Origin of the sequence: Acetobacter tropicalis (assembly GCF_030644465.1) — a bacterium.
Taxonomy (GTDB): domain Bacteria; phylum Pseudomonadota; class Alphaproteobacteria; order Acetobacterales; family Acetobacteraceae; genus Acetobacter; species Acetobacter tropicalis.
This window is the reverse complement of the sequence record NZ_JAUYUW010000001.1, coordinates 1-18275: the sequence shown is the minus strand read 5'-3', so window position 1 is coordinate 18275 and position 18275 is coordinate 1. Positions and strand designations below refer to the sequence as shown.

At 53.5% G+C, this 18275-nt stretch carries 15 protein-coding genes; 4 read left to right on the top strand and 11 right to left on the bottom strand.

Features of this window, described 5'->3' with window-relative positions:
- Window position 1: 1 nt before the first annotated feature.
- The 7 genes from pdhA to QWU00_RS00045 form a co-directional block, all read right to left on the bottom strand.
- On the bottom strand, window positions 2-1012 hold the full coding sequence (gene pdhA / locus QWU00_RS00075) for a pyruvate dehydrogenase (acetyl-transferring) E1 component subunit alpha (protein ID WP_035381894.1): 1011 nt from the start codon (window positions 1010-1012) through the stop codon (window positions 2-4).
- Window positions 1013-1139: 127 nt separating this feature from the next.
- Window positions 1140-1619, bottom strand: coding sequence for a cyclic pyranopterin monophosphate synthase MoaC (gene moaC / locus QWU00_RS00070; protein ID WP_035381896.1), 480 nt, complete (start codon window positions 1617-1619; stop codon window positions 1140-1142).
- A 1-nt stretch (window position 1620) separates the two neighbouring features.
- On the bottom strand, window positions 1621-2493 hold the full coding sequence (gene trpC, locus QWU00_RS00065; RefSeq protein WP_392388287.1) for an indole-3-glycerol phosphate synthase TrpC: 873 nt from the start codon (window positions 2491-2493) through the stop codon (window positions 1621-1623).
- Window positions 2490-3614, bottom strand: a complete 1125-nt coding sequence (gene trpD, locus QWU00_RS00060; protein ID WP_035381898.1) for an anthranilate phosphoribosyltransferase — start codon at window positions 3612-3614, stop codon at window positions 2490-2492. The genes trpC and trpD overlap by 4 nt, the downstream gene beginning before the upstream one ends.
- A 3-nt stretch (window positions 3615-3617) precedes the next feature.
- The gene (locus QWU00_RS00055; protein ID WP_035381900.1) at window positions 3618-4214 is read right to left on the bottom strand and encodes an anthranilate synthase component II; all 597 of its coding nucleotides are present in this window, start codon (window positions 4212-4214) and stop codon (window positions 3618-3620) included.
- A 53-nt stretch (window positions 4215-4267) separates the two neighbouring features.
- Window positions 4268-5806 carry an anthranilate synthase component I gene (trpE, locus tag QWU00_RS00050; RefSeq protein ID WP_035381902.1) on the bottom strand — a complete coding sequence of 513 codons (1539 nt, stop codon included), beginning with the start codon at window positions 5804-5806 and terminating at the stop codon, window positions 4268-4270.
- Complete coding sequence (locus QWU00_RS00045; protein ID WP_035381903.1) at window positions 5803-7719, bottom strand: peptidylprolyl isomerase; 1917 nt, start codon at window positions 7717-7719, stop codon at window positions 5803-5805. The genes trpE and QWU00_RS00045 overlap by 4 nt, the downstream gene beginning before the upstream one ends.
- A gap of 221 nt (window positions 7720-7940) precedes the next feature.
- Between QWU00_RS00045 and tpiA the strand changes: the two genes are divergently transcribed.
- From tpiA to kdsA, 4 genes are all read left to right on the top strand, one after another.
- Window positions 7941-8681, top strand: a complete 741-nt coding sequence (gene tpiA / locus QWU00_RS00040) for a triose-phosphate isomerase (RefSeq protein ID WP_035381905.1) — start codon at window positions 7941-7943, stop codon at window positions 8679-8681.
- Window positions 8682-8707: 26 nt separating this feature from the next.
- Window positions 8708-9067 (top strand): preprotein translocase subunit SecG, encoded by a 360-nt coding sequence (gene secG, locus QWU00_RS00035; RefSeq protein ID WP_035381907.1) that lies wholly within the window; start codon window positions 8708-8710, stop codon window positions 9065-9067.
- Between the two features lie 138 nt (window positions 9068-9205).
- Complete coding sequence (locus QWU00_RS00030) at window positions 9206-10837, top strand: CTP synthase (protein ID WP_035381908.1); 1632 nt, start codon at window positions 9206-9208, stop codon at window positions 10835-10837.
- Window positions 10834-11670 (top strand): 3-deoxy-8-phosphooctulonate synthase, encoded by an 837-nt coding sequence (gene kdsA, locus QWU00_RS00025; RefSeq protein ID WP_035381909.1) that lies wholly within the window; start codon window positions 10834-10836, stop codon window positions 11668-11670. The genes QWU00_RS00030 and kdsA overlap by 4 nt, the downstream gene beginning before the upstream one ends.
- Before the next feature lie 121 nt (window positions 11671-11791).
- Here the strand turns inward: kdsA and gyrB are convergent, their stop codons facing one another.
- The 4 genes from gyrB to dnaA form a co-directional block, all read right to left on the bottom strand.
- Window positions 11792-14233 (bottom strand): DNA topoisomerase (ATP-hydrolyzing) subunit B, encoded by a 2442-nt coding sequence (gene gyrB, locus QWU00_RS00020; RefSeq protein ID WP_035381911.1) that lies wholly within the window; start codon window positions 14231-14233, stop codon window positions 11792-11794.
- A 99-nt stretch (window positions 14234-14332) separates the two neighbouring features.
- On the bottom strand, window positions 14333-15442 hold the full coding sequence (gene recF / locus QWU00_RS00015; RefSeq protein WP_035381913.1) for a DNA replication/repair protein RecF: 1110 nt from the start codon (window positions 15440-15442) through the stop codon (window positions 14333-14335).
- Between the two features lie 120 nt (window positions 15443-15562).
- A complete protein-coding gene (gene dnaN, locus QWU00_RS00010) occupies window positions 15563-16687 on the bottom strand; it encodes a DNA polymerase III subunit beta (RefSeq protein ID WP_035381915.1) in 1125 nt (374 codons plus the stop codon).
- Window positions 16688-16832: 145 nt separating this feature from the next.
- Window positions 16833-18275: chromosomal replication initiator protein DnaA (gene dnaA / locus QWU00_RS00005; RefSeq protein ID WP_035381917.1), on the bottom strand; the 1443-nt coding region annotated here is incomplete at its 5' end.

Genomic DNA, 18275 nt, shown 5'->3' with positions numbered 1-18275 from the left:
ATCAAGCCTCTAGCAGAACATCTGTATAAAGTTCGGCAGGATCAGGCTCTGGGCTTGTCTGCGCGAATTCAGCACAATCATTAACAACGGCTTTGACATCATTCTCAATGGATCGCAGAGCTGTGTCTTCCACTCCCGCATCCAACAGAATCTGACGAACGTGCTCAATGGGATCACGTGTCTTGCGCACGGCATCCACTTCTTCACGTTTGCGGTATTTTGCGGGGTCAGACATTGAATGACCACGATACCGATAGGTCATCATTTCCAGCAGATAGGGGCCCTTGCCTGCGCGACAGTGAGCAACGGCCTCAGAGGCCGCCTCGTGTACGGCGGCAATATCCATGCCATCAATGCGGCGACCCGGAATGCCCCATGGTTCTCCGTTGCGCCAGAGTTCGTGCGATGCAGACGCACGTTCTATGCTGGTCCCCATGCCGTAAAGATTATTTTCAATGACAAAAATGCAGGGGAGCTTGTGCAAGGCTGCCAGATTGAAACTTTCGTACACCTGCCCCTGATTGGCGGCGCCATCCCCAAAGTAGGCGATGGAAACTTCATCAGTTTCCCGATATTTGTTGGCAAAAGCCAAGCCTATTCCTAGCGCGACCTGAGCGCCCACAATGCCGTGCCCGCCGTAAAAATTCTTTTCACGCGAGAACATATGCATGGAGCCGCCTTTTCCATGCGAATAGCCGGTGGCGCGGCCTGTCAGTTCTGCCATAACGCCACGGGGTGTCATGCCTGCAGCCAGCATTTGCCCATGATCACGGTAAGACGTGATAATCTTGTCACCATCTTTGAGAGCCATCTGGATGCCGACGACCACCGCTTCCTGACCGATATACAGATGGCAGAAACCGCCAATCAGACCCATGCCATAAAGCTGCCCGGCTTTTTCCTCAAATCGGCGAATAAGCAGCATATCATGAAACGCTTGCGTGAACTGTTCCCGGGTCAGGGATGGCCCGTTCCCACCAGTTTTCTGAGCAATAGTCTTACCCGCCTCCATGGGCTTTTCCTTTTATGTTTTGAGTGGTCTCAAAGATCTGCAGCACTGTCTTTTGTGAGCATGAGGTTGTCATATAAAGACCGGACTGGTTATCTGCGAAGCATCTAATGTCTTGTTCCTGATAGACTTACTGGGCGTGATAGTCTCCAGATTGACCGCCACTTTTATGAAAAAGGCGAATGTCGGTAATCAGCATACCCCGATCAACGGCCTTGCACATATCGTAGAGGGTCAGCGCAGCAGCAGATACCGCTGTCAACGCTTCCATCTCTACGCCAGTTGCCCCTGTTGTAACAACAGTGGCCGTGATCTCAATCTTGTTATCTGTAGGAACCAGATCCACCGTTACACTGCTTAGCGCCAGCGGATGGCACAGAGGAATGATCTCCGCCGTCTTTTTTGCAGCCATAATGCCTGCAATACGTGCTGTGGCGAGCACATCTCCCTTTGGAGCAGTGCCTGACGTAATGAGATCCAGTGTGGTGCTTTTCATCTGCACCACACCGCAGGCAATGGCTTTTCGTTTGGTTGCATGTTTGGTGGAAACATCCACCATACGCGCCTGCCCTGCTTCATTCAGGTGAGTGAGGTGGGAAGGGTTCGTCACTTCAGGCAAATCCGAGAAGAGCCCGTGCCGCTTTGCCGGGATCAGGTGTGCGCAAGAGGGATTCCCCGACAAGAAAGCCGGTTGCGCCGATTTCCGCCAGTTTCATAACGTCTGCATGCGTTTTGATACCACTTTCAGAGACAATGATTCTGTCAGGTGGCACAAGCGGTGCCAGTTCACACGTTGTCTGAATATTGGTCTCTAATGTTTTGAGATTGCGGTTATTTATGCCAATCAGGAAAGTGTCTAGCGCCAAAGCGCGGTTGAGTTCGTCTTCATCATGCACCTCAACCAGAACGTCCATATCAAGACCTTTGGCATGATCAACGAGGGCTAGAGCTTCTTCATCTTTCAGAATGCTCATGATCAGCAGGATACAGTCAGCGCCCAGCATCCGGCTTTCATAAACCTGCCAGGGATCTAGAATGAAGTCTTTGCGGAGGACCGGCAGAGAGCAGGCAGCCCGAGCAATCTGCAAATCTTCGTTCTGGCCATGAAAGCACGAACTTTCTGTCAGAACAGAAAGGCAAGCCGCTCCTGCCTGCTCATAGCTGGCGGCAATGCGTGCAGGATCATACTCTTCTCGCAAGATACCAGCAGAAGGAGAGGCCTTCTTGATTTCGGCAATCAGGCCAATGGTCCTGTCAGCAGCCTTTTCCTTCAGAGCTCGCCCAAAGCCGCGAGGAGCATCTTTACTCTCCTGCGCTCTGGCAATGATCTCCTTGAGGGGCAGAAGGGTTGAACGATGCTCAACCTCAACTCTTGTCCGCGCGACAATGCGCGAAAGCACATCAGGCTGTTCTTCCGCCTTGATACATGCTTCAGCATCAGTCACTGCATTTGCGGCTGAATTGGGTATTTCGTTCATAATCATCCTGTCACGTTTTGAGCATGCGTCTCAGAAGATGACGTACGCAAACCATTCAACACAGCCAGTGCTGTGCCATCGGCGAGCGGGCGACTGACTTCCACAATGCACTCCCGAAGTGCCTGCGTGTCAATTTCTGATCCCCGCAGAATTGTCCTGCGTCCAGCTACATGGAGCGCACAGGCTGCATTCAAGAGAACAGTATCACGGTAAGGTCCCGGCGCGCCACGGAGAAGCGCTTCCAACGCTGCGGCATTTTCAGCAGCATTTCCACCCTTGATGGCTGCAATAGGCGCACCAGAAAAGCCTGCCATCCCGGGTTCCAGAATTAGGGATTTTTTCTGCCTGTTTTCAAGGGCAATAATCTTGGTAGGACCAGCCAAGGTTACTTCGTCTATCCCCTGCCCTCCTTCTGCGGGTTGCCCACAGACAGCCCAGACACGCTCCGATCCAAGCTGTGCCAGCACATCCACAATGATAGAAAGCCATGCCTCAGAAAACACACCTACAAGCTGGTTCTTTACTCCTGCCGGGTTCACCAGGGGGCCGATGAGGTTGAAAAGCGTGCGGACTCCTAATGCTTTTCTCGTCGGGGCAGCATGACGCATGGCGGGATGATGGTGCGGTGCCGCGAGAAAAACCAGATGATGCTTTTGGAGTTGAGCAGATAAAAGCTGGGGATCTGGGGAGAGCGGTATTCCTAAAGCTGCCAGTACGTCTGAAGCGCCTGACTGTGAAGAAACTGCTCGGTTGCCGTGTTTGGCTACAGGAATGCCCAGCGCGGCCAAAATGAAGGCAGTTGCGGTAGAGACGTTTAATGTGCCGTAATTATCGCCACCTGTTCCGCAGACATCTATTGTGTCCACAGGTGCATGGGGCACAGGCAGCATTCGGGTGCGCAGAGCAGTAACGGCACCCAGCAATTCATCTCCACTTTCACCGCGGACGCGCAAGGCCATTAGGAAAGCGGCAATACGCTCTGATGAAACGCTTCCGTCAACAATGGCCCCGAAGGCTTCTTCTGCTTCCAGAGCCGTCAGTTTCGCGCCGTCACCCAACTTTGTTAGAATAGTGGAAAAAAAGTCGTCCTGTTGGGCACTTTGCAGGGACAAATTGGTTTCTGGCATGTATCAGGCAGCGGCTTTATTAGAGGCCCATGTCCGGGCTTGTTTTAAAAAATTGCGCAAAAGATCATGGCCACAGTCAGAGGCAATGCTCTCAGGGTGAAACTGCACACCTGAGATAGGGTATTGCTTATGCCGCACTCCCATAATGACCCCGTCTTCTGTCCACGCCGTTACTTCCAGTATGTCCGGAATGCTAGCAGGCTCCAGTGTGAGGCTGTGATAACGGGTCGCATTGAATGGATTGGGCAGCCCGGTAAAAACATCCGCTCCATTATGAAAAACGGGACTAACCTTACCGTGCATGGGAACGGGTGATCGCACCACGCTCGCGCCAAATACCTGCCCGATGGCTTGGTGGCCCAGGCAGACACCAAAAATGGGAATAGTGTTGGCTGCGTGTGAAATCAGATCACAGCATATGCCTGCTTCATTAGGAGAGCATGGGCCGGGAGAAAGAACAATGGCATCAGGCTGAAGCGCAAAGGCGTCTTCTACAGTGAGGGCATCATTCCGGCGGACATCACACGTTTCACCCAGTTCACCAAGATAGTGAACAAGATTGAACGTAAAGCTGTCATAATTGTCGATCAGAAGGATCATGATGATATGATGGCCTTATGCTGCCTTCGGGTCAAATAGCATAGAGCGAGACCTTAATTTCCCTGTTGATTTGCGTAACGCACGGCCTCTGCGGCTGCACGGAAGACAGCCCGTGCTTTCTGGCGGGTTTCTTCATATTCTGCTTCAGGCACGCTGTCGGCTACCACACCGCAGCCGGCCTGAACGTGCATCATGCCATCCTTGACAACGGCCATTCTCAATCCGATGCAGGTATCCATATCTCCGCCTGCACCAAAATAACCAATACATCCAGCATATGTTGCTCTACGTGTCGGTTCTATTTCATCAATAATTTCCATGGCACGGATTTTTGGCGCGCCGGTAAGAGTTCCTGCCGGGAATGCTGCAACCAATGCATCAAGAGCTTCCAGATCAGGACGAATACGTCCTTCCACGTTGGAAGAGATGTGCATGACATGACTAAAACGTTCAATAACAAACCGTTCCGTAACCTTGACTGAGCCGGGCAAGCAAACGCGCCCGACATCATTGCGGCCCAGATCAATCAGCATCAGGTGCTCAGCGAGTTCTTTCTGGTCTGCCAGCAAATCCTGTTCGAGCCGCAGATCCTCTTCCGCATCTTTCCCGCGGGGGCGCGTGCCAGCTAGGGGGCGCACCGTCATGTTCCCATCGCGCAGGCGCACCAGAATTTCTGGAGAAGAGCCCACAAGAGAGAATGTGCCAAAATCCAGATGGAACAAAAATGGTGCCGGATTGATGCGACGTAATGCCCGATATAATGCCAGAGAAGGCAGCGGAAATGGCGACGAAAAGCGCTGGCTGGGCACAACCTGAAAAGCATCACCTGCGGCGATATAGTCCTGAATACGTTCGACAGATGCGCAGAATTCCTCCTTGGTAAAAGTGGAGGTTGGCGCTTCAAACGGAGCTGTGGCTGTTTCAGTTTGGGTGACTGGCAATGCGCCATTCAGGCAGGTTCGAGCCTGCCCTAACAAGGCGTGTGCTTTCTCCCACGCCTCATTCGCGGTCTGACCTACCTGGGGACGAACTGGTGCAGCCAGAATGAGCTCATCGCTTACGGTGTCAAAGATTGCGAACAGGCCGGGCCGCATCAGAATGGCTTCGGGAAGTTCAAGATCATCCGCAGGGGCGTTCGGGAGACGCTCCATCTGACGAACCATATCGTAACCTAGATACCCGAACAGGCCAGCAATCATTGGTGGAAGACCTTCCGGCAGATCCATGCGTGTTTGGTGGATCAGAGATCGGAGGCTTTCCAAAGCAGGTTTGTCGCTGGGAATGGGAGGCTGATCAGGGTTATCTGGATTTGTGTCCAGTGTGACAGCGCCGTCATGGCACGCCCATATCAGATCCGGTTTGAGAGCGATAACAGAGTAGCGCCCGCGTGATACGCCACCTTCCACGCTTTCCAGCAGGAGCGTGTAGCGTCCATCCACGCCGTTAAAGTTTGCCAGCCGGATATAGGCTGAAACCGGTGTTAACAGATCTGCGGGCTCTACGGAAAAAACAACAGCCCCCTTGCCTTCACGCCATCTTGCCTCAACTTCATGGCGGGCGGGAGATGCGGCAATCCGTGCGGTCACGCTCATTGCTCTGCCGTTCCATCAAAGCCAAGAGAGGAAAGTGTTGCGCTGACGGCGCGTTCATCAATTTTAGGGGGTGTGTGCTTTGCCAAGGCATCGACATAGGAGGCCACAAGGTCATCTCCTTCTGATTGGCTGAGAGCATCTTTCACGCGCTGGAAAGCAACCAGATCTGCTTTCGGGTCTGGCGTGAATACCTTGGTGACTGTTGCCACCAGAAAACCCGAAGCATCTTCACCCATGATGGACTGCCCAGCTTTCATTTGCGGGAGGTAGTTCATCAGTTCAGAAGGAATGGCCTCGTTGGGCGCTGCGCGTGAAAATGAGAGGTCACGCTGAATAGGGGCACCGCCAGCGACATTGGTGATCCCCCCTTTGCCTCTGGCTGCCGTATACAGGCTGGTTGCATGCTCGTCCGCAGCGTGCTTTCGGGCTTCAGCCTGCCATGCGGCCAGAACGTCTGCCTTTGCCTGCTCAAACGTGCGTGGGGATTCTGGTGTAATGGTATCAACCTGAACAGCGTACCAACTGTTATCCGGCCCTTCCACAAGATTGGGCTGGTTTCCTTTGGGTAGGGAGAAAATTTTCTGCAAAATGGCGTCACGCAGCTTGCCTGAAGCAGGAAGCGGAGCCGGCTGTCGGTCTTGCGTATTGCCCTGAGCATCCAGTGTTCCGGCGGCAGCGGCCGCGCCAAGGTCCGTGGGAATGGAATCCAGCCCCCCACCTGCAATGGCATCCTGAAGCTGGCGGCTCCGTGCGCTGACGACGGCTGGAGCCTGTGCTTTGCGGAATTGGTTTAGGATGTCCTGTTTGGCGTTTTCAAAGGATGTGCTTTTCGGGGCGATGACCTTGTTCACCCGGAACACAACCCATCCAGATTCTGTTTTGAGTGGACCCTGCACTAAGGAAAGAGGAGCAGAAAAAATAGCTTTACTCAGTGTTTCGGATGGAATGGTGGAAGGGCGTGCGCCCGGCATTTCAACAGATGCGCCGCCTTTGGCGGCGGCCTGAACAGCTTCCCAGTCAGCCCCTTTTTCCCACAAGGAGGCAACCGTGTGGGCCTGACTTTCATCTGTGAGGGTGACAACCTGAACATCCCGGGTTTCGGGCACATTATAGCGCGTGCTTTGTTCTTCATAGACGCGCTTCAGATCCTTATCATCCACGATAATTGTGTCGGCTACCGTGGCGGGGGACAGTACAACAATGCGGGCGTGGCGTAGTTCTGGGGAGCGGAAAAGCCAGGGATGGTTCGAATAAAAACGCTGCAATACGGCATCATCAGGCGTTGCGGGCGTTGGCTGCTCCGCAAACGGGATGCGCAGCATATCCACCACATGCGTCTGTAATCCGTAGGCGGACAGGCGTGTCGCCATGGTGGCGGACGCGCTGGCTGCTTGAGCGATGGGCTGAAGAATGGTGCGCGTCGTCAGGTCATCGCGGATCATGTTCAGAAAGCGCTGTTCATTCAGGTTGTGCTCCCTCAACCGCGCATTGAAAATATTCCGGTCAAACTGTCCGTTTGCCCCTTTGAAATAGGGCTGCGCGAAGACTTCATCCCGCACGGCGCTATCAGGCACAGCTACATTCAGGTGACGTGCGGCTTCCATAAGTTCAGCCTGCCCTATCAGCCGTTGCAGGATTTGATGTGCTACCTGCCGACGCATAGCCGGAGGTATCTGAGACGGATCGGAAACCCCCATCTGCTTGGTAATGGCAGGTAGCTCCGCCTGGAAAGCCTGACCCAGATCTGTCGAACTGACACGATTCTGCCCAACTTTGGCGACCACATCGGTTTCGGTGCCCATGTAGCCCAGAACATCGCCCACGCCCCAGCCAATAAAAGCCAGGAAAATGACAATGGCCGACACACGCCCCAGCCAGGATTCAACAAAAACACGACGCAGATAGGAAATCATGAACCCAAGGATCCGTAGAAAAATCAGGAGACCATGCCACAGGCATGCCGCAAACGCGGCACCATAAGCATCTGGCGCTCACTTGACTAGCCGTAACGGTGTTCTGGCGAGGAAACTCACCAGTCGCATCTTGCCCCACAGGGCAACTGTATGGTTTAGCGTGTGGTGCAAGCATAGGGTCTCCTCTTGGCTATATGTGCAATCAGGGTAAGGAAGCGGACATGAGCAGACAGATTATCGTCGGCAACTGGAAGATGAACGGTACTAGCCGTGACTCGCAGGTGCTTGTGCAAGCTCTGCTAGCAGGTCTGCCCCCGTCCGTGCCGGATGTTGTGGTCTGCCCACCCTTTACTCAGTTGGCCTTGTTGAGCGATGCCCTGAAGCCGACTGCGGTGGCTTTGGGCGCTCAGGATTGCCATAAGGATGTCTCTGGCGCGCATACGGGTGATATCTCCGCCTCCATGCTGACGGATCTCGGAGTGTCCTACGTTATTCTCGGTCACTCCGAGCGGCGGCAGGAACATGGTGAACTGGATGAAACCGTTAGGGAAAAAGCGGTGGCCGCAGGCAAGGCAGGACTGACACCTATCGTGTGTATTGGCGAGACAGAAGATCAGCGCGATAGTGGTGAACATTTTGATACGCTGGGGTGGCAGATCAAAGGGTCTCTGCCTGATGGATTTTCAGGTATTCTTGCTTACGAGCCAATCTGGGCGATCGGGACGGGCCGTGCCGCAACAACCGATGAAATTGCCGAAACCATGAAATTCCTGCGTGAGGAGCTGGTTCGTCAGTTTGGTGAAGCCGGCAAGACAATAAGAATTTTGTATGGCGGATCGGTTAATGATAAGAATGCGGCTTCCATTCTGGCCATTACGGATGTAGCAGGAGCGCTTGTTGGGGGTGCCAGCCTGAAGGCCGAGGCGTTTCTTTCCATTATCGGCGCGGCTTCTGCTGCCTGATTTCAGCATTTTACCTGGAATACACCATGACCACTGCCCTGCTGATTCTGCATTTTTGCGTTACCATTGCCTTGATTGGCACTGTGCTTATTCAGCGCAGTGAAGGTGGTGGCTTGGGAATTGGCAGCAGTCAGGGTATGGGAGCGTTCATGTCCGGGCGTGGTACGGCTAATTTGCTGACACGCACCACGGCTGTTCTTGCGGGTTTGTTTATGTTGCTTTCGCTCGTTCTGGCAGTCCTTAACCGTGGTGCTGTGAGTGGAGACGGGCACGATATTCTGGCGCAGCCTCCGGCTGCAACCACTTCGGCTCCAGCTGTAACGCCTTCTGCTCCCCCTGCCCCGGCTCAGCCAGCCCCGCAGGCTGCTGAACCTTCCAAGCCATAAAATGAATTCCTCTCCCTCCATTCCCACAAGGATTGGAGGGATGAGTTGCCTCTATTCCTCTGCGCTTGTTGAAAGCTGCGGAGGAATTCGTGTGTCCACCTTTACCCACCCGGTTCTGTCCGTGTAGGAAGTCTGTCCATGACCCGTTTTGTATTTATCACCGGTGGTGTGGTGTCCTCTCTCGGAAAGGGCATTGCGTCCGCTGCTCTTGCGGCTCTCCTGCAGGCGCGGGGCTATAAGGTCCGGCTGCGCAAGCTGGATCCCTACCTGAACGTTGATCCCGGCACCATGAGCCCTTACCAACATGGTGAGGTTTTTGTGACGGATGATGGGGCCGAAACAGACCTTGATCTCGGCCATTATGAACGGTTTACGGGCGTCAACGCGACCAAGGAAGACAACACGACTACTGGCAAGATCTATTCCGATGTGATCGCTCGGGAACGGCGTGGAGATTACCTGGGGGGGACGGTTCAGGTTATTCCGCACATCACGGACGCCATTAAGGATATTGTTGTCGCGAATACGGATGATGTTGACTTCGTCCTGGTCGAAATTGGTGGCACCGTAGGGGATATTGAAAGCCTTCCTTTCCTGGAGGCCATTCGTCAGCTACGGAATGACTTGGGTCAGGCGCAGACCATGGTGGTGCATCTGACACTTCTGCCGTGGATACCTTCTGCGGGTGAGCTGAAAACAAAGCCGACCCAGCATTCTGTAAAGGAATTGCAGAATGTAGGGATTCAGCCGCAAATCCTGCTGTGCCGCTGTGATCGCGCCATTCCCGACACGGAACGCCGTAAGATTGCAAATTTCTGCAATGTGCGTCCCGAAGCCGTTATTGCTGCGCGTGATGTAGATACAATCTACTCCTGCCCACTCTCCTATCATGCAGAAGGTATGGATAACGAAGTTCTCAGATACTTCGGTCTGCCTTTTGAAGAAGAGCCAGATCTAGCCGGCTGGGGTAAAATTGTTGACGCCATTCGTCACCCGGATGGTGAAGTGCGTATTGCGGTAGTGGGGAAGTATACTGCCCTGCTGGATAGCTATAAATCCCTCAACGAAGCTTTGCTGCATGGTGGGATTGCTCATAGGGTCAAAGTGACCTTGGATTGGGTTGAAGCGGAAGCGCTTGAAAAATCAGATGGTGCCCTTGATCGGCTGGCGGGTGCTCATGGCATTCTTGTGCCTGGTGGATTTGGCGAGCGGGGATCAGAAGGGAAAATTGCGGCCATTCGTTATGCGCGTGAAAATGGAATTCCCTTTATGGGGATCTGCTTTGGCATGCAGATGGCGGTTATTGAATGTGCTCGTAATCTGGCAGGCTTGTCTGATGCCTCCTCAACCGAGTTTGGTTATACCAAAGAGCCTCTGGTTGGTCTTATGACCGAATGGGCCCGTGGTGCTGAGCGCCTGCGTCGGAGTGAAGGGGGTGAGCTTGGCGGAACCATGCGCCTTGGGGCTTATCCGGCTTCCCTGGTGGATGGATCTCGCGTTGCAAAAATCTATAACGCGACGTCTATTCGGGAGCGGCATCGGCATCGTTACGAGGTGAACATTCACTATCGTGATCAACTGGAAAAGGCCGGCCTGAAGTTTTCTGGTCTCTCTCCTGATGGTATTCTGCCTGAAGTGGTCGAATATCCTGATCATCCATGGTTTGTGGCTGTACAGTATCATCCCGAACTCAAGTCTCGTCCTTTTGCGCCGCATCCGTTGTTCTCCGGCTTTGTTGGGGCGGCTCTTGAAAAAGCCCGGTTGGTATGAGCGTCTCCAATCATAATTTTCAGATCAATTCTCTGACGGTTGGCAATGATCAGCCTTTTGTGTTGATCGCAGGGCCATGTCAGATTGAATCCGCAGCGCATGCCATGGAAACGGCAACTGCGCTGAAAGAGATATGCGAAGCTGCCGGAATTGGGCTGATTTATAAAAGCTCATATGACAAAGCGAACCGCACCAGCCTGTCCAGTGCGCGTGGGGTCGGGATGCAGCACGGTCTGCGTATTTTGGCGGATATTCGTGAAACGCTGAAATTACCGGTTCTGACGGATGTGCACGCGGCTGACCAATGTGCACCGGTAGCAGAAGCTGTGGATGTATTGCAGATACCAGCTTTTTTATGTCGCCAGACAGATCTGCTTCTGGCTGCTGGCCAGACAGGAGCTGTGGTCAATGTGAAAAAGGGACAGTTTCTGGCTCCGTGGGATATGAAACACGTAGCCGCCAAAATTGCCTCTACAGGTAATAAGCGCATCATGCTGTGCGAGCGTGGCACAAGCTTCGGTTATAACACCTTAGTCAATGATATGCGCGGCTTGCCGATCATGGCGGAAACTGGCTACCCAGTTGTGTATGACGCCACGCACTCTGTTCAGCAACCAGGCGGGCTGGGTGGAACATCTGGTGGTCAAAGGGAGTTTGCCCCTATTCTGTCTCGTGCCGCCCTGGCTGTAGGGGTCGCTTCCCTTTTTATTGAAACGCACGAAGACCCGGATCAGGCACCCAGCGACGGACCTAATATGTTGCCCATAAAATCACTACCAGATTTGTTGGCACAGTTTAAAAAAATTGATGGATTTATTAAAAGTCTAGCCTGATTCTATTTTAGGAAACTCATTACATTCCAATGAGATAGCGACCTTAAATACATAATATTCCAATAAAAAAGGAGGCTTGTGAGCCTCCTTTTTTATTACACCGTTGATTAGCTTACCTGTCTTACACGTCCAGATTGGCGACTTTTAGCGCATTGCCAACAATAAAATCGCGACGTGGTTCTACTACGTCACCCATAAGCGTGGTGAATACTTGGCCAGCCTCTTCTACATCGCCAATCTTGACCTGTAGAAGTGTACGCATGGCAGGGTCCAACGTAGTTTCCCAAAGCTGCTCGTCATTCATTTCACCGAGCCCTTTGAAGCGGTTAATGGCAAGGCCGCGGCGGCCTTGAGTCAGGAGGCGAGTGTAAAGTTCTGACGGGCCAGCAAGAGAGGCTTCAGTTGTTTCATGACGCAGAATAACGCCTGTGCCGAAGTCTTTCTGTAACCGTTCAAGCTGATTTGTGAGCCAGCGTGCATCGTTACTGCTTAGTGCTGCTGGATCAATGCGGTACACTTCACCTACGCCACGAACATTACGTGCCAGTTCCAGCCCGTCGTCACTGGCGACGGCTTTCCAGCCCCGTTCTGTTTCTGCTGATGCTCCGTCCAGTCGTTTCTGTAAATCAGGAACTCGCTTCTGAAGCGTTGCAAGATCTGACGTGAGGGCGCCCGCCAGAGCTGCCTGCTCAATAATCCAATTAGGAGTTTTATTGGCAAGACGCGTGATGGCCTGAGTAGCCTGTCGGATAAATGGCAGGTCTGCGGCCAGAGGCTCACCTTTCACTTCGCGTCCGTCGCTATAAACGAAGAGTGCGTTGTTAAGGGCTTTATCGAGCAGATACTGTTCGAGAGCAGAATCATCTTTCAGATAGCGCTCCTCGTTCCCTCGTTTGGCGCGGTAAAGCGGCGGCTGTGCAATGTAGAGATAGCCGCGCTCAATCAGTTCCGGCATCTGACGGAAGAAAAAAGTCAGAAGAAGGGTGCGGATGTGAGAACCATCCACGTCGGCGTCTGTCATGATGACGATGCGATGATAGCGGAGCTTTTCAATGGAAAAACCGCCCTGATCAGCCTCACCTCGGCCGATACCGGTGCCCAGTGCGGTGATCAGGGTGCCAATTTCAGCTGAGCCGAGCATCCGATCAAAACGAGCCCGCTCAACATTCAGAATTTTACCCTTGAGAGGCAGGATCGCCTGAAAACGCCGGTCCCTGCCCTGTTTAGCCGTCCCCCCTGCAGAATCACCCTCCACTATGAAGATTTCAGCTTTTTCCGGAGACCGTTCCTGACAGTCCGCTAATTTGCCGGGAAGAGAGGAAATATCCAGCACCCCTTTGCGGCGCGTCAGTTCGCGTGCCTTGCGGGCGGCTTCACGGGCGGAGGCGGCATCCAGTACTTTGGAAACCACAATTTTGGCTTCCTTGGGGTGCGTTTCAAACCAGTGACCAATCATGTCGGCAGCCGCGGCATGCACAACGGGCTGCACTTCAGAGGAAACGAGCTTGTCCTTGGTCTGGGAAGAAAATTTGGGGTCAGGGACTTTTACAGAAAGAACTGCCGTCAGTCCTTCGCGCATGTCTTCCCCAACAAGGGAGTGAGCATCCTTCTTGGCAATGCTTTCAGCATATTTGCCAACAATGCGGGTCAATGCCTGCCGGAAACCAGCCAGATGTGCTCCTCCGTCCCGCTGGGGAATGTTGTTGGTGAAGCACAGCATTGTTTCATGGAAGCTGTCGTTCCATGTGAGGGCAAATTCAACCTTGATGCCGTTTTCCGAATTTTCGAGGCTGCCAGTGATGGGGGGCGTGACCAGAGGCGTGCGTGCGCGGTCAAGCCATTCCACAAAGGCTTCAAGCCCGCCTTCATAATAAAAGGTTTCTTCTTTCTTTTCCTCAGTCCTCTGATCACGCAGAACGATCTTCATGCCTGAGTTAAGAAAAGCCAGCTCCCGCAGACGCCGTTCCAGAATAACAAAATCAAATTCTGTTTTGGGGAAAGTCTGATTACTTGGCTTGAAGGTAACTTGGGTTCCCCGCTCATGCTCTGAGGGGCCGACAACTTCCAGAGGCCCTTCCCGCTCGCCGTGCTGGAAACGGATAACGTGCTCCAGCCCACCACGCCATATCCGCACTTCCATCTTTTCTGAAAGCGCGTTGACAACAGCCGCCCCCACACCGTGGAGTCCGCCTGAAACCTTGTAGGAGTTCTGGTTGAACTTGCCGCCCGCATGAAGGCGGGTCAGAACGACTTCGGCCGCACTGATCCCTTCTTCTGAATGAATGTCCGTGGGAATGCCGCGCCCATTATCCCGCACGGTTACGCTTCCATCCGCATTGAGGGTGACAACGCATTCGGTTGCGTAGCCCGCCTGTGCTTCATCAACGGCGTTATCGATAATTTCAAACGCCATATGGTGCAGGCCGGAGCCATCATCCGTGTCACCGATATACATACCAGGCCGTTTGCGTACGGCGTCCAGACCCTTCAGAACAGAGATGGAGGCTGCATCATATTCTTCTTCCATACCGGCAGATGGCGTGGGCTGAGAAAGGTCAGTCATAAGCGAAGGGTACTCCGGCGAAGAAAGAATAAAACCTGTTTGAATCCTTATACTCCGGCCATTCCACTGAGGCCAGATTGTAAGGCGGCATTTCTCTCTTTATGGCAGAAAATCACCACTTTTCAGAGAAATAAACTGTGCTGTGTCCTGTAATGGTGCAAAGGGAGCCGTGTCTGTTCCGGTCAGGATAGCGGTGGTGTCAAAAGACCGGAGATTTTCCATCAGTGCGCCCCGTCGTTTCTGGTCCAGATGCACAAGAGGCTCATCCAACAAAAGCAAAGGAGCCGTCCCCCTGTGGTCTGTGACGAGCCGGGCATGAGCGAGCACAACGCCAAGCAGCATGGATTTCTGTTGACCGGTGCTGGCTGTTGCAGCCAGTTGGCCCGTTGTGAAATCAGACAGGGAAAAATCGCTACGATGCGGACCTCTAGTTGTGCGCCCTCTTTCACGGTCTTGTTCTCGGGTTGAGGATAATTGCTCTCTGAACCAGTCTTCCACTCCCAAAGCCGGGTGGTGTTCAAGCTGCTTTGTCAGTTCGCAGTCCAGAACGAGAGTGGCGGCGGGAAACTCTCCCAAGCTGGTTTGGGAAAACTGGTTCAGATGCTGCACTAGATCAGCCCGTGCGGCTGCAATGGCTATGGCGTGGCGTGCCATGGAAGCTTCCAATCCAGAGAGCCAGCTTTGTTCAGAATATCGGGTTTGGAGTAGTTTGTTTCGTTGTGTCATGGCTCGGTCATACGCCAGTAGTTGGCGGGTATGATCCGGGGTGACACCCATCACCAATCTATCCAGAAAACGGCGGCGTCCGGAAGCTCCTTCGCTGAAGAGCCGATCCATTTGAGGGGTTATCCACACAGCAGAGAGTGCTTCGTCGATAATTCCCTGAGTGCGGGCTACGCGTCCATTGAGCAGATAAGTGCGTTTGGAAGTGGCGTTGCCAGCAGTCACCCCTGTCGCAAGATCAAGGGTTTCCGCATTCTGGAGGAGACGGGCTGATACACCCCATTCCGTTTCGCCGCTTTGAGCAAGTTCTGTTAAGGAGGCCCGACGGAGCCCGCGACCAGGAGCGAGGAGAGAAAGAGCTTCCAGTAGATTGGTTTTACCGCTCCCATTTTCCCCCGTGAGGACAACGAGAGGACGTTCAGGTGACCAGATCAGCCGGGTATAATTGCGGAAATGGGTGAGTGTCAGTTTGAGCAGCCGGGGCATAAAGATTACCCGGCTAACACTGGAAACACTTGAGGCTACTCCCAACAGGGAGCGAGCGCGCCATAAGCAGCTTTTTCCTTTCTGAAAGGATCATGCAATGGCGCGCATTCAGGAGCAGGATCAGACGCGCATCGGCATCAGCACATACAATGCCGAGGGGCTATCAACATCACGCACAATGGTAGGGGCAGCACTATCCGAGAATGCAAACTCCACCTCTTTTTCGACCTGATCGGTGATATCGTTCAGGTAGCGGGCCTGAAACCCAATTTCCAAAGCCTCTGCATCGTAGGAAATTCGATTGTCGTCCAGTTCTTCCTTGGCTACTCCCTGCTCCGGGCTGCTGGCGGAAAGGGTGAGAAGGCCGGGTTCCAGTGTCAGCTTGACAGGCCGTGAGCGTTCTTGGCTGATGGCCGCCACGCGTGCCACGGCATCAGAGAAATCTTTCTTCCCAACACGAAGGATGCGGGTGTTGTTACGCGGGATAACGCGGTCATATTCCGGAAACGTGCCATCAATCAGCTTGGATGTTAGCATGATGGAACCGGCAGTGAACTGCACGCGCGTTTCAGAAAGGGCCACTTCAATTTCTTCCGGGGCTTCATCAATCAGCTTGCGCAGTTCCGCTACTGTTTTGCGCGGGATGATAACGCCCGGCATTTCAGCAGCTCCTTCCGGCAGGTCCGTTTCCACACGAGCAAGACGATGGCCGTCTGTTGCTACGGCGCGTAGCAGCGGAATACCATCCGCATCAGCAGCATGGAAAAAGATACCGTTCAGATAGTAACGCGTTTCTTCCGTAGAAATGGCGAAGCGTGTTCTATCGATGAGGGAGCGGAGAACGCCCGCATTCAGTTTGAAGCGGCATGGTAGATCACCTGCCCCCATTGAAGGGAAATCATCCACGCTCAGAACGTTTAGTCTTGTGGCGTAGCGATCAGCCCGCAATTGCAATGGGGTGTCCCCATCGGCCTGATCCAGTTCCACCAGCACGTTGTCTGGTAATTTACGTACAATTTCATAGAGAACTGCCGCGGGAGCAGTGGTCGCCCCTTCCCGCTTAATGGTGGCAGGAATAACCTCCACCACCTCGATTTCCATATCCGTGGCCTTCAGGCTCAGTTGCCCATCTGCCGCATGAATAAGGACATTGGCAAGGATGGGAATGGTATTGCGCTTTTCCGCCACACTCTGGATGTGCGCCAAAGCCTTGAGCAGTGTTGTGCGCTCAGCCGAAAACTTCATCTATGCCTCTTCCCTGCATGCCAGCTCCCGGCGGGAATTCATGGGAGCCTGAAAATCATTCCGCCAAAACCTATCAGCCGCCTCAAATCAGTCAATCCTTACGGGCTGAAAATACGGCAGCAAGCATCGGAAAAAACTGAAAAAATCAGCTCTCCAGCATACGCCGTAGCAGCTCCACATCTTCCGCAAATGCTGCATCCCGTTCCATCAGTTCGGCAACGCGGGAAACGGCATGCATGACTGTTGTATGGTCACGGTTGCCGAACTTGCGCCCAATTTCCGGAAGTGAACGGCTGGTCAGTTGTTTGGCCAGATACATGGCAACCTGCCGTGGGCGCGCCACGGCCCGGGCTCGGCGAGCGGATGACATGTCAGTTAGGCGGATGTTCCAGTGTTCCGCCACTTTTTTCTGAATTTCTTCAATGGTGACACGGCGATCATGCGCTTTGAGAATGTCATGCAGCACATCCTGGGTGGCTTCCAGCGTCACAGGTCTGCCAAACAGGTTGGCATGCGCAATCAGGCGGTTAAGGGCGCCTTCCAGTTCTCGCACGTTCGATGTGATCTTGTGGGCAAGAAACTCCAGAACTTTCGCAGGAACAACCACGCCTGATGCGGCAGCCTTTGCTTCCAGAATGGAGATACGCAGTTCAAAGGTTGTGGCATGAATGTCAGCCACCATACCGCAACCGAGGCGGGTTCGTAGTCGGTCTTCAAGGCCAGAAAGGTCAGACGGTGATTTGTCCGCAGACACCACTATCTGCCGTCCTGCATCCACCAACGCATTGAAGGTGTGAAAGAATTCTTCCTGCGTGTTGTCCTTGCCGATCAGGAACTGGAGATCATCAATCATCAGCACATCTACAGAGCGAAGCTGTTCCTTGAACTCCATAGTGGACTGGGAGCGGATGGCGGCAATAAACCGATACATGAACTTTTCTGCCGACATATAGGCCACAGAGACATTCCCGCGCTGGAGCAGTTCAGCCCCGATTGCGTGCATCAGATGCGTTTTGCCTAGACCAACACCGCCATACAAAAATAGAGGATTGAACCCAACACTGGACGGCTTTTCTGCCACGCGACGCGCGCAAGCATAAGCAAATTCGTTTGGTTTGCCGACCACAAATGTATCAAATGTGAAGCGCGTATCCAGAGAGGCGACAATATCACTTTTCACTTCAGGAGCGGTGCGCGGTGTATCCTCAAAGATGCTTCCGGTTGCCGGGGGCGGTGCTGCTTGTGTGGTAGGTTCATCCAGCATGATAGGCGGCGCAACCGGATCTCCGGGGCGGGCAACCTGAAGTTCTACCCGGCGTATGGAAGAGATTTCCTGATTCCACAATTCGCTCAGGCGGTCGCCATATTGACTGCGCACCCAATCGCGCAGGAAGCGGGTAGGCAAAAGGAGAGTGATCTCGTCCCCGTCAATCGGGCCGAGTGCAATTTTGGTCAGCCATGTGCGGTATTCAACCTCACCGACCTCCCCTTTCAGCTTTGAGCAGATACGAAGCCATGACTCCTCAACAGGCTTGCTGTCATCCATGCGTGAGAAGGCGCTTTCATCATCGTCCACTCCGATTGTCAT

Bases quoted from the DNA above. Each gene is read 5' to 3' on its own strand.
- pdhA (WP_035381894.1), bottom strand. From the start codon at position 1,012: ATGGAGGCGGGTAAGACTATTGCTCAGAAAACTGGTGGGAACGGGCCA.
- trpC (WP_392388287.1), bottom strand. From the start codon at position 2,493: ATGATTATGAACGAAATACCCAATTCAGCCGCAAATGCAGTGACTGAT.
- trpD (WP_035381898.1), bottom strand. From the start codon at position 3,614: ATGCCAGAAACCAATTTGTCCCTGCAAAGTGCCCAACAGGACGACTTT.
- QWU00_RS00055 (WP_035381900.1), bottom strand. From the start codon at position 4,214: ATGATCCTTCTGATCGACAATTATGACAGCTTTACGTTCAATCTTGTT.
- trpE (WP_035381902.1), bottom strand. From the start codon at position 5,806: ATGAGCGTGACCGCACGGATTGCCGCATCTCCCGCCCGCCATGAAGTT.
- QWU00_RS00045 (WP_035381903.1), bottom strand. From the start codon at position 7,719: ATGATTTCCTATCTGCGTCGTGTTTTTGTTGAATCCTGGCTGGGGCGT.
- tpiA (WP_035381905.1), top strand. From the start codon at position 7,941: ATGAGCAGACAGATTATCGTCGGCAACTGGAAGATGAACGGTACTAGC.
- secG (WP_035381907.1), top strand. From the start codon at position 8,708: ATGACCACTGCCCTGCTGATTCTGCATTTTTGCGTTACCATTGCCTTG.
- QWU00_RS00030 (WP_035381908.1), top strand. From the start codon at position 9,206: ATGACCCGTTTTGTATTTATCACCGGTGGTGTGGTGTCCTCTCTCGGA.
- kdsA (WP_035381909.1), top strand. From the start codon at position 10,834: ATGAGCGTCTCCAATCATAATTTTCAGATCAATTCTCTGACGGTTGGC.
- gyrB (WP_035381911.1), bottom strand. From the start codon at position 14,233: ATGACTGACCTTTCTCAGCCCACGCCATCTGCCGGTATGGAAGAAGAA.
- recF (WP_035381913.1), bottom strand. From the start codon at position 15,442: ATGCCCCGGCTGCTCAAACTGACACTCACCCATTTCCGCAATTATACC.
- dnaN (WP_035381915.1), bottom strand. From the start codon at position 16,687: ATGAAGTTTTCGGCTGAGCGCACAACACTGCTCAAGGCTTTGGCGCAC.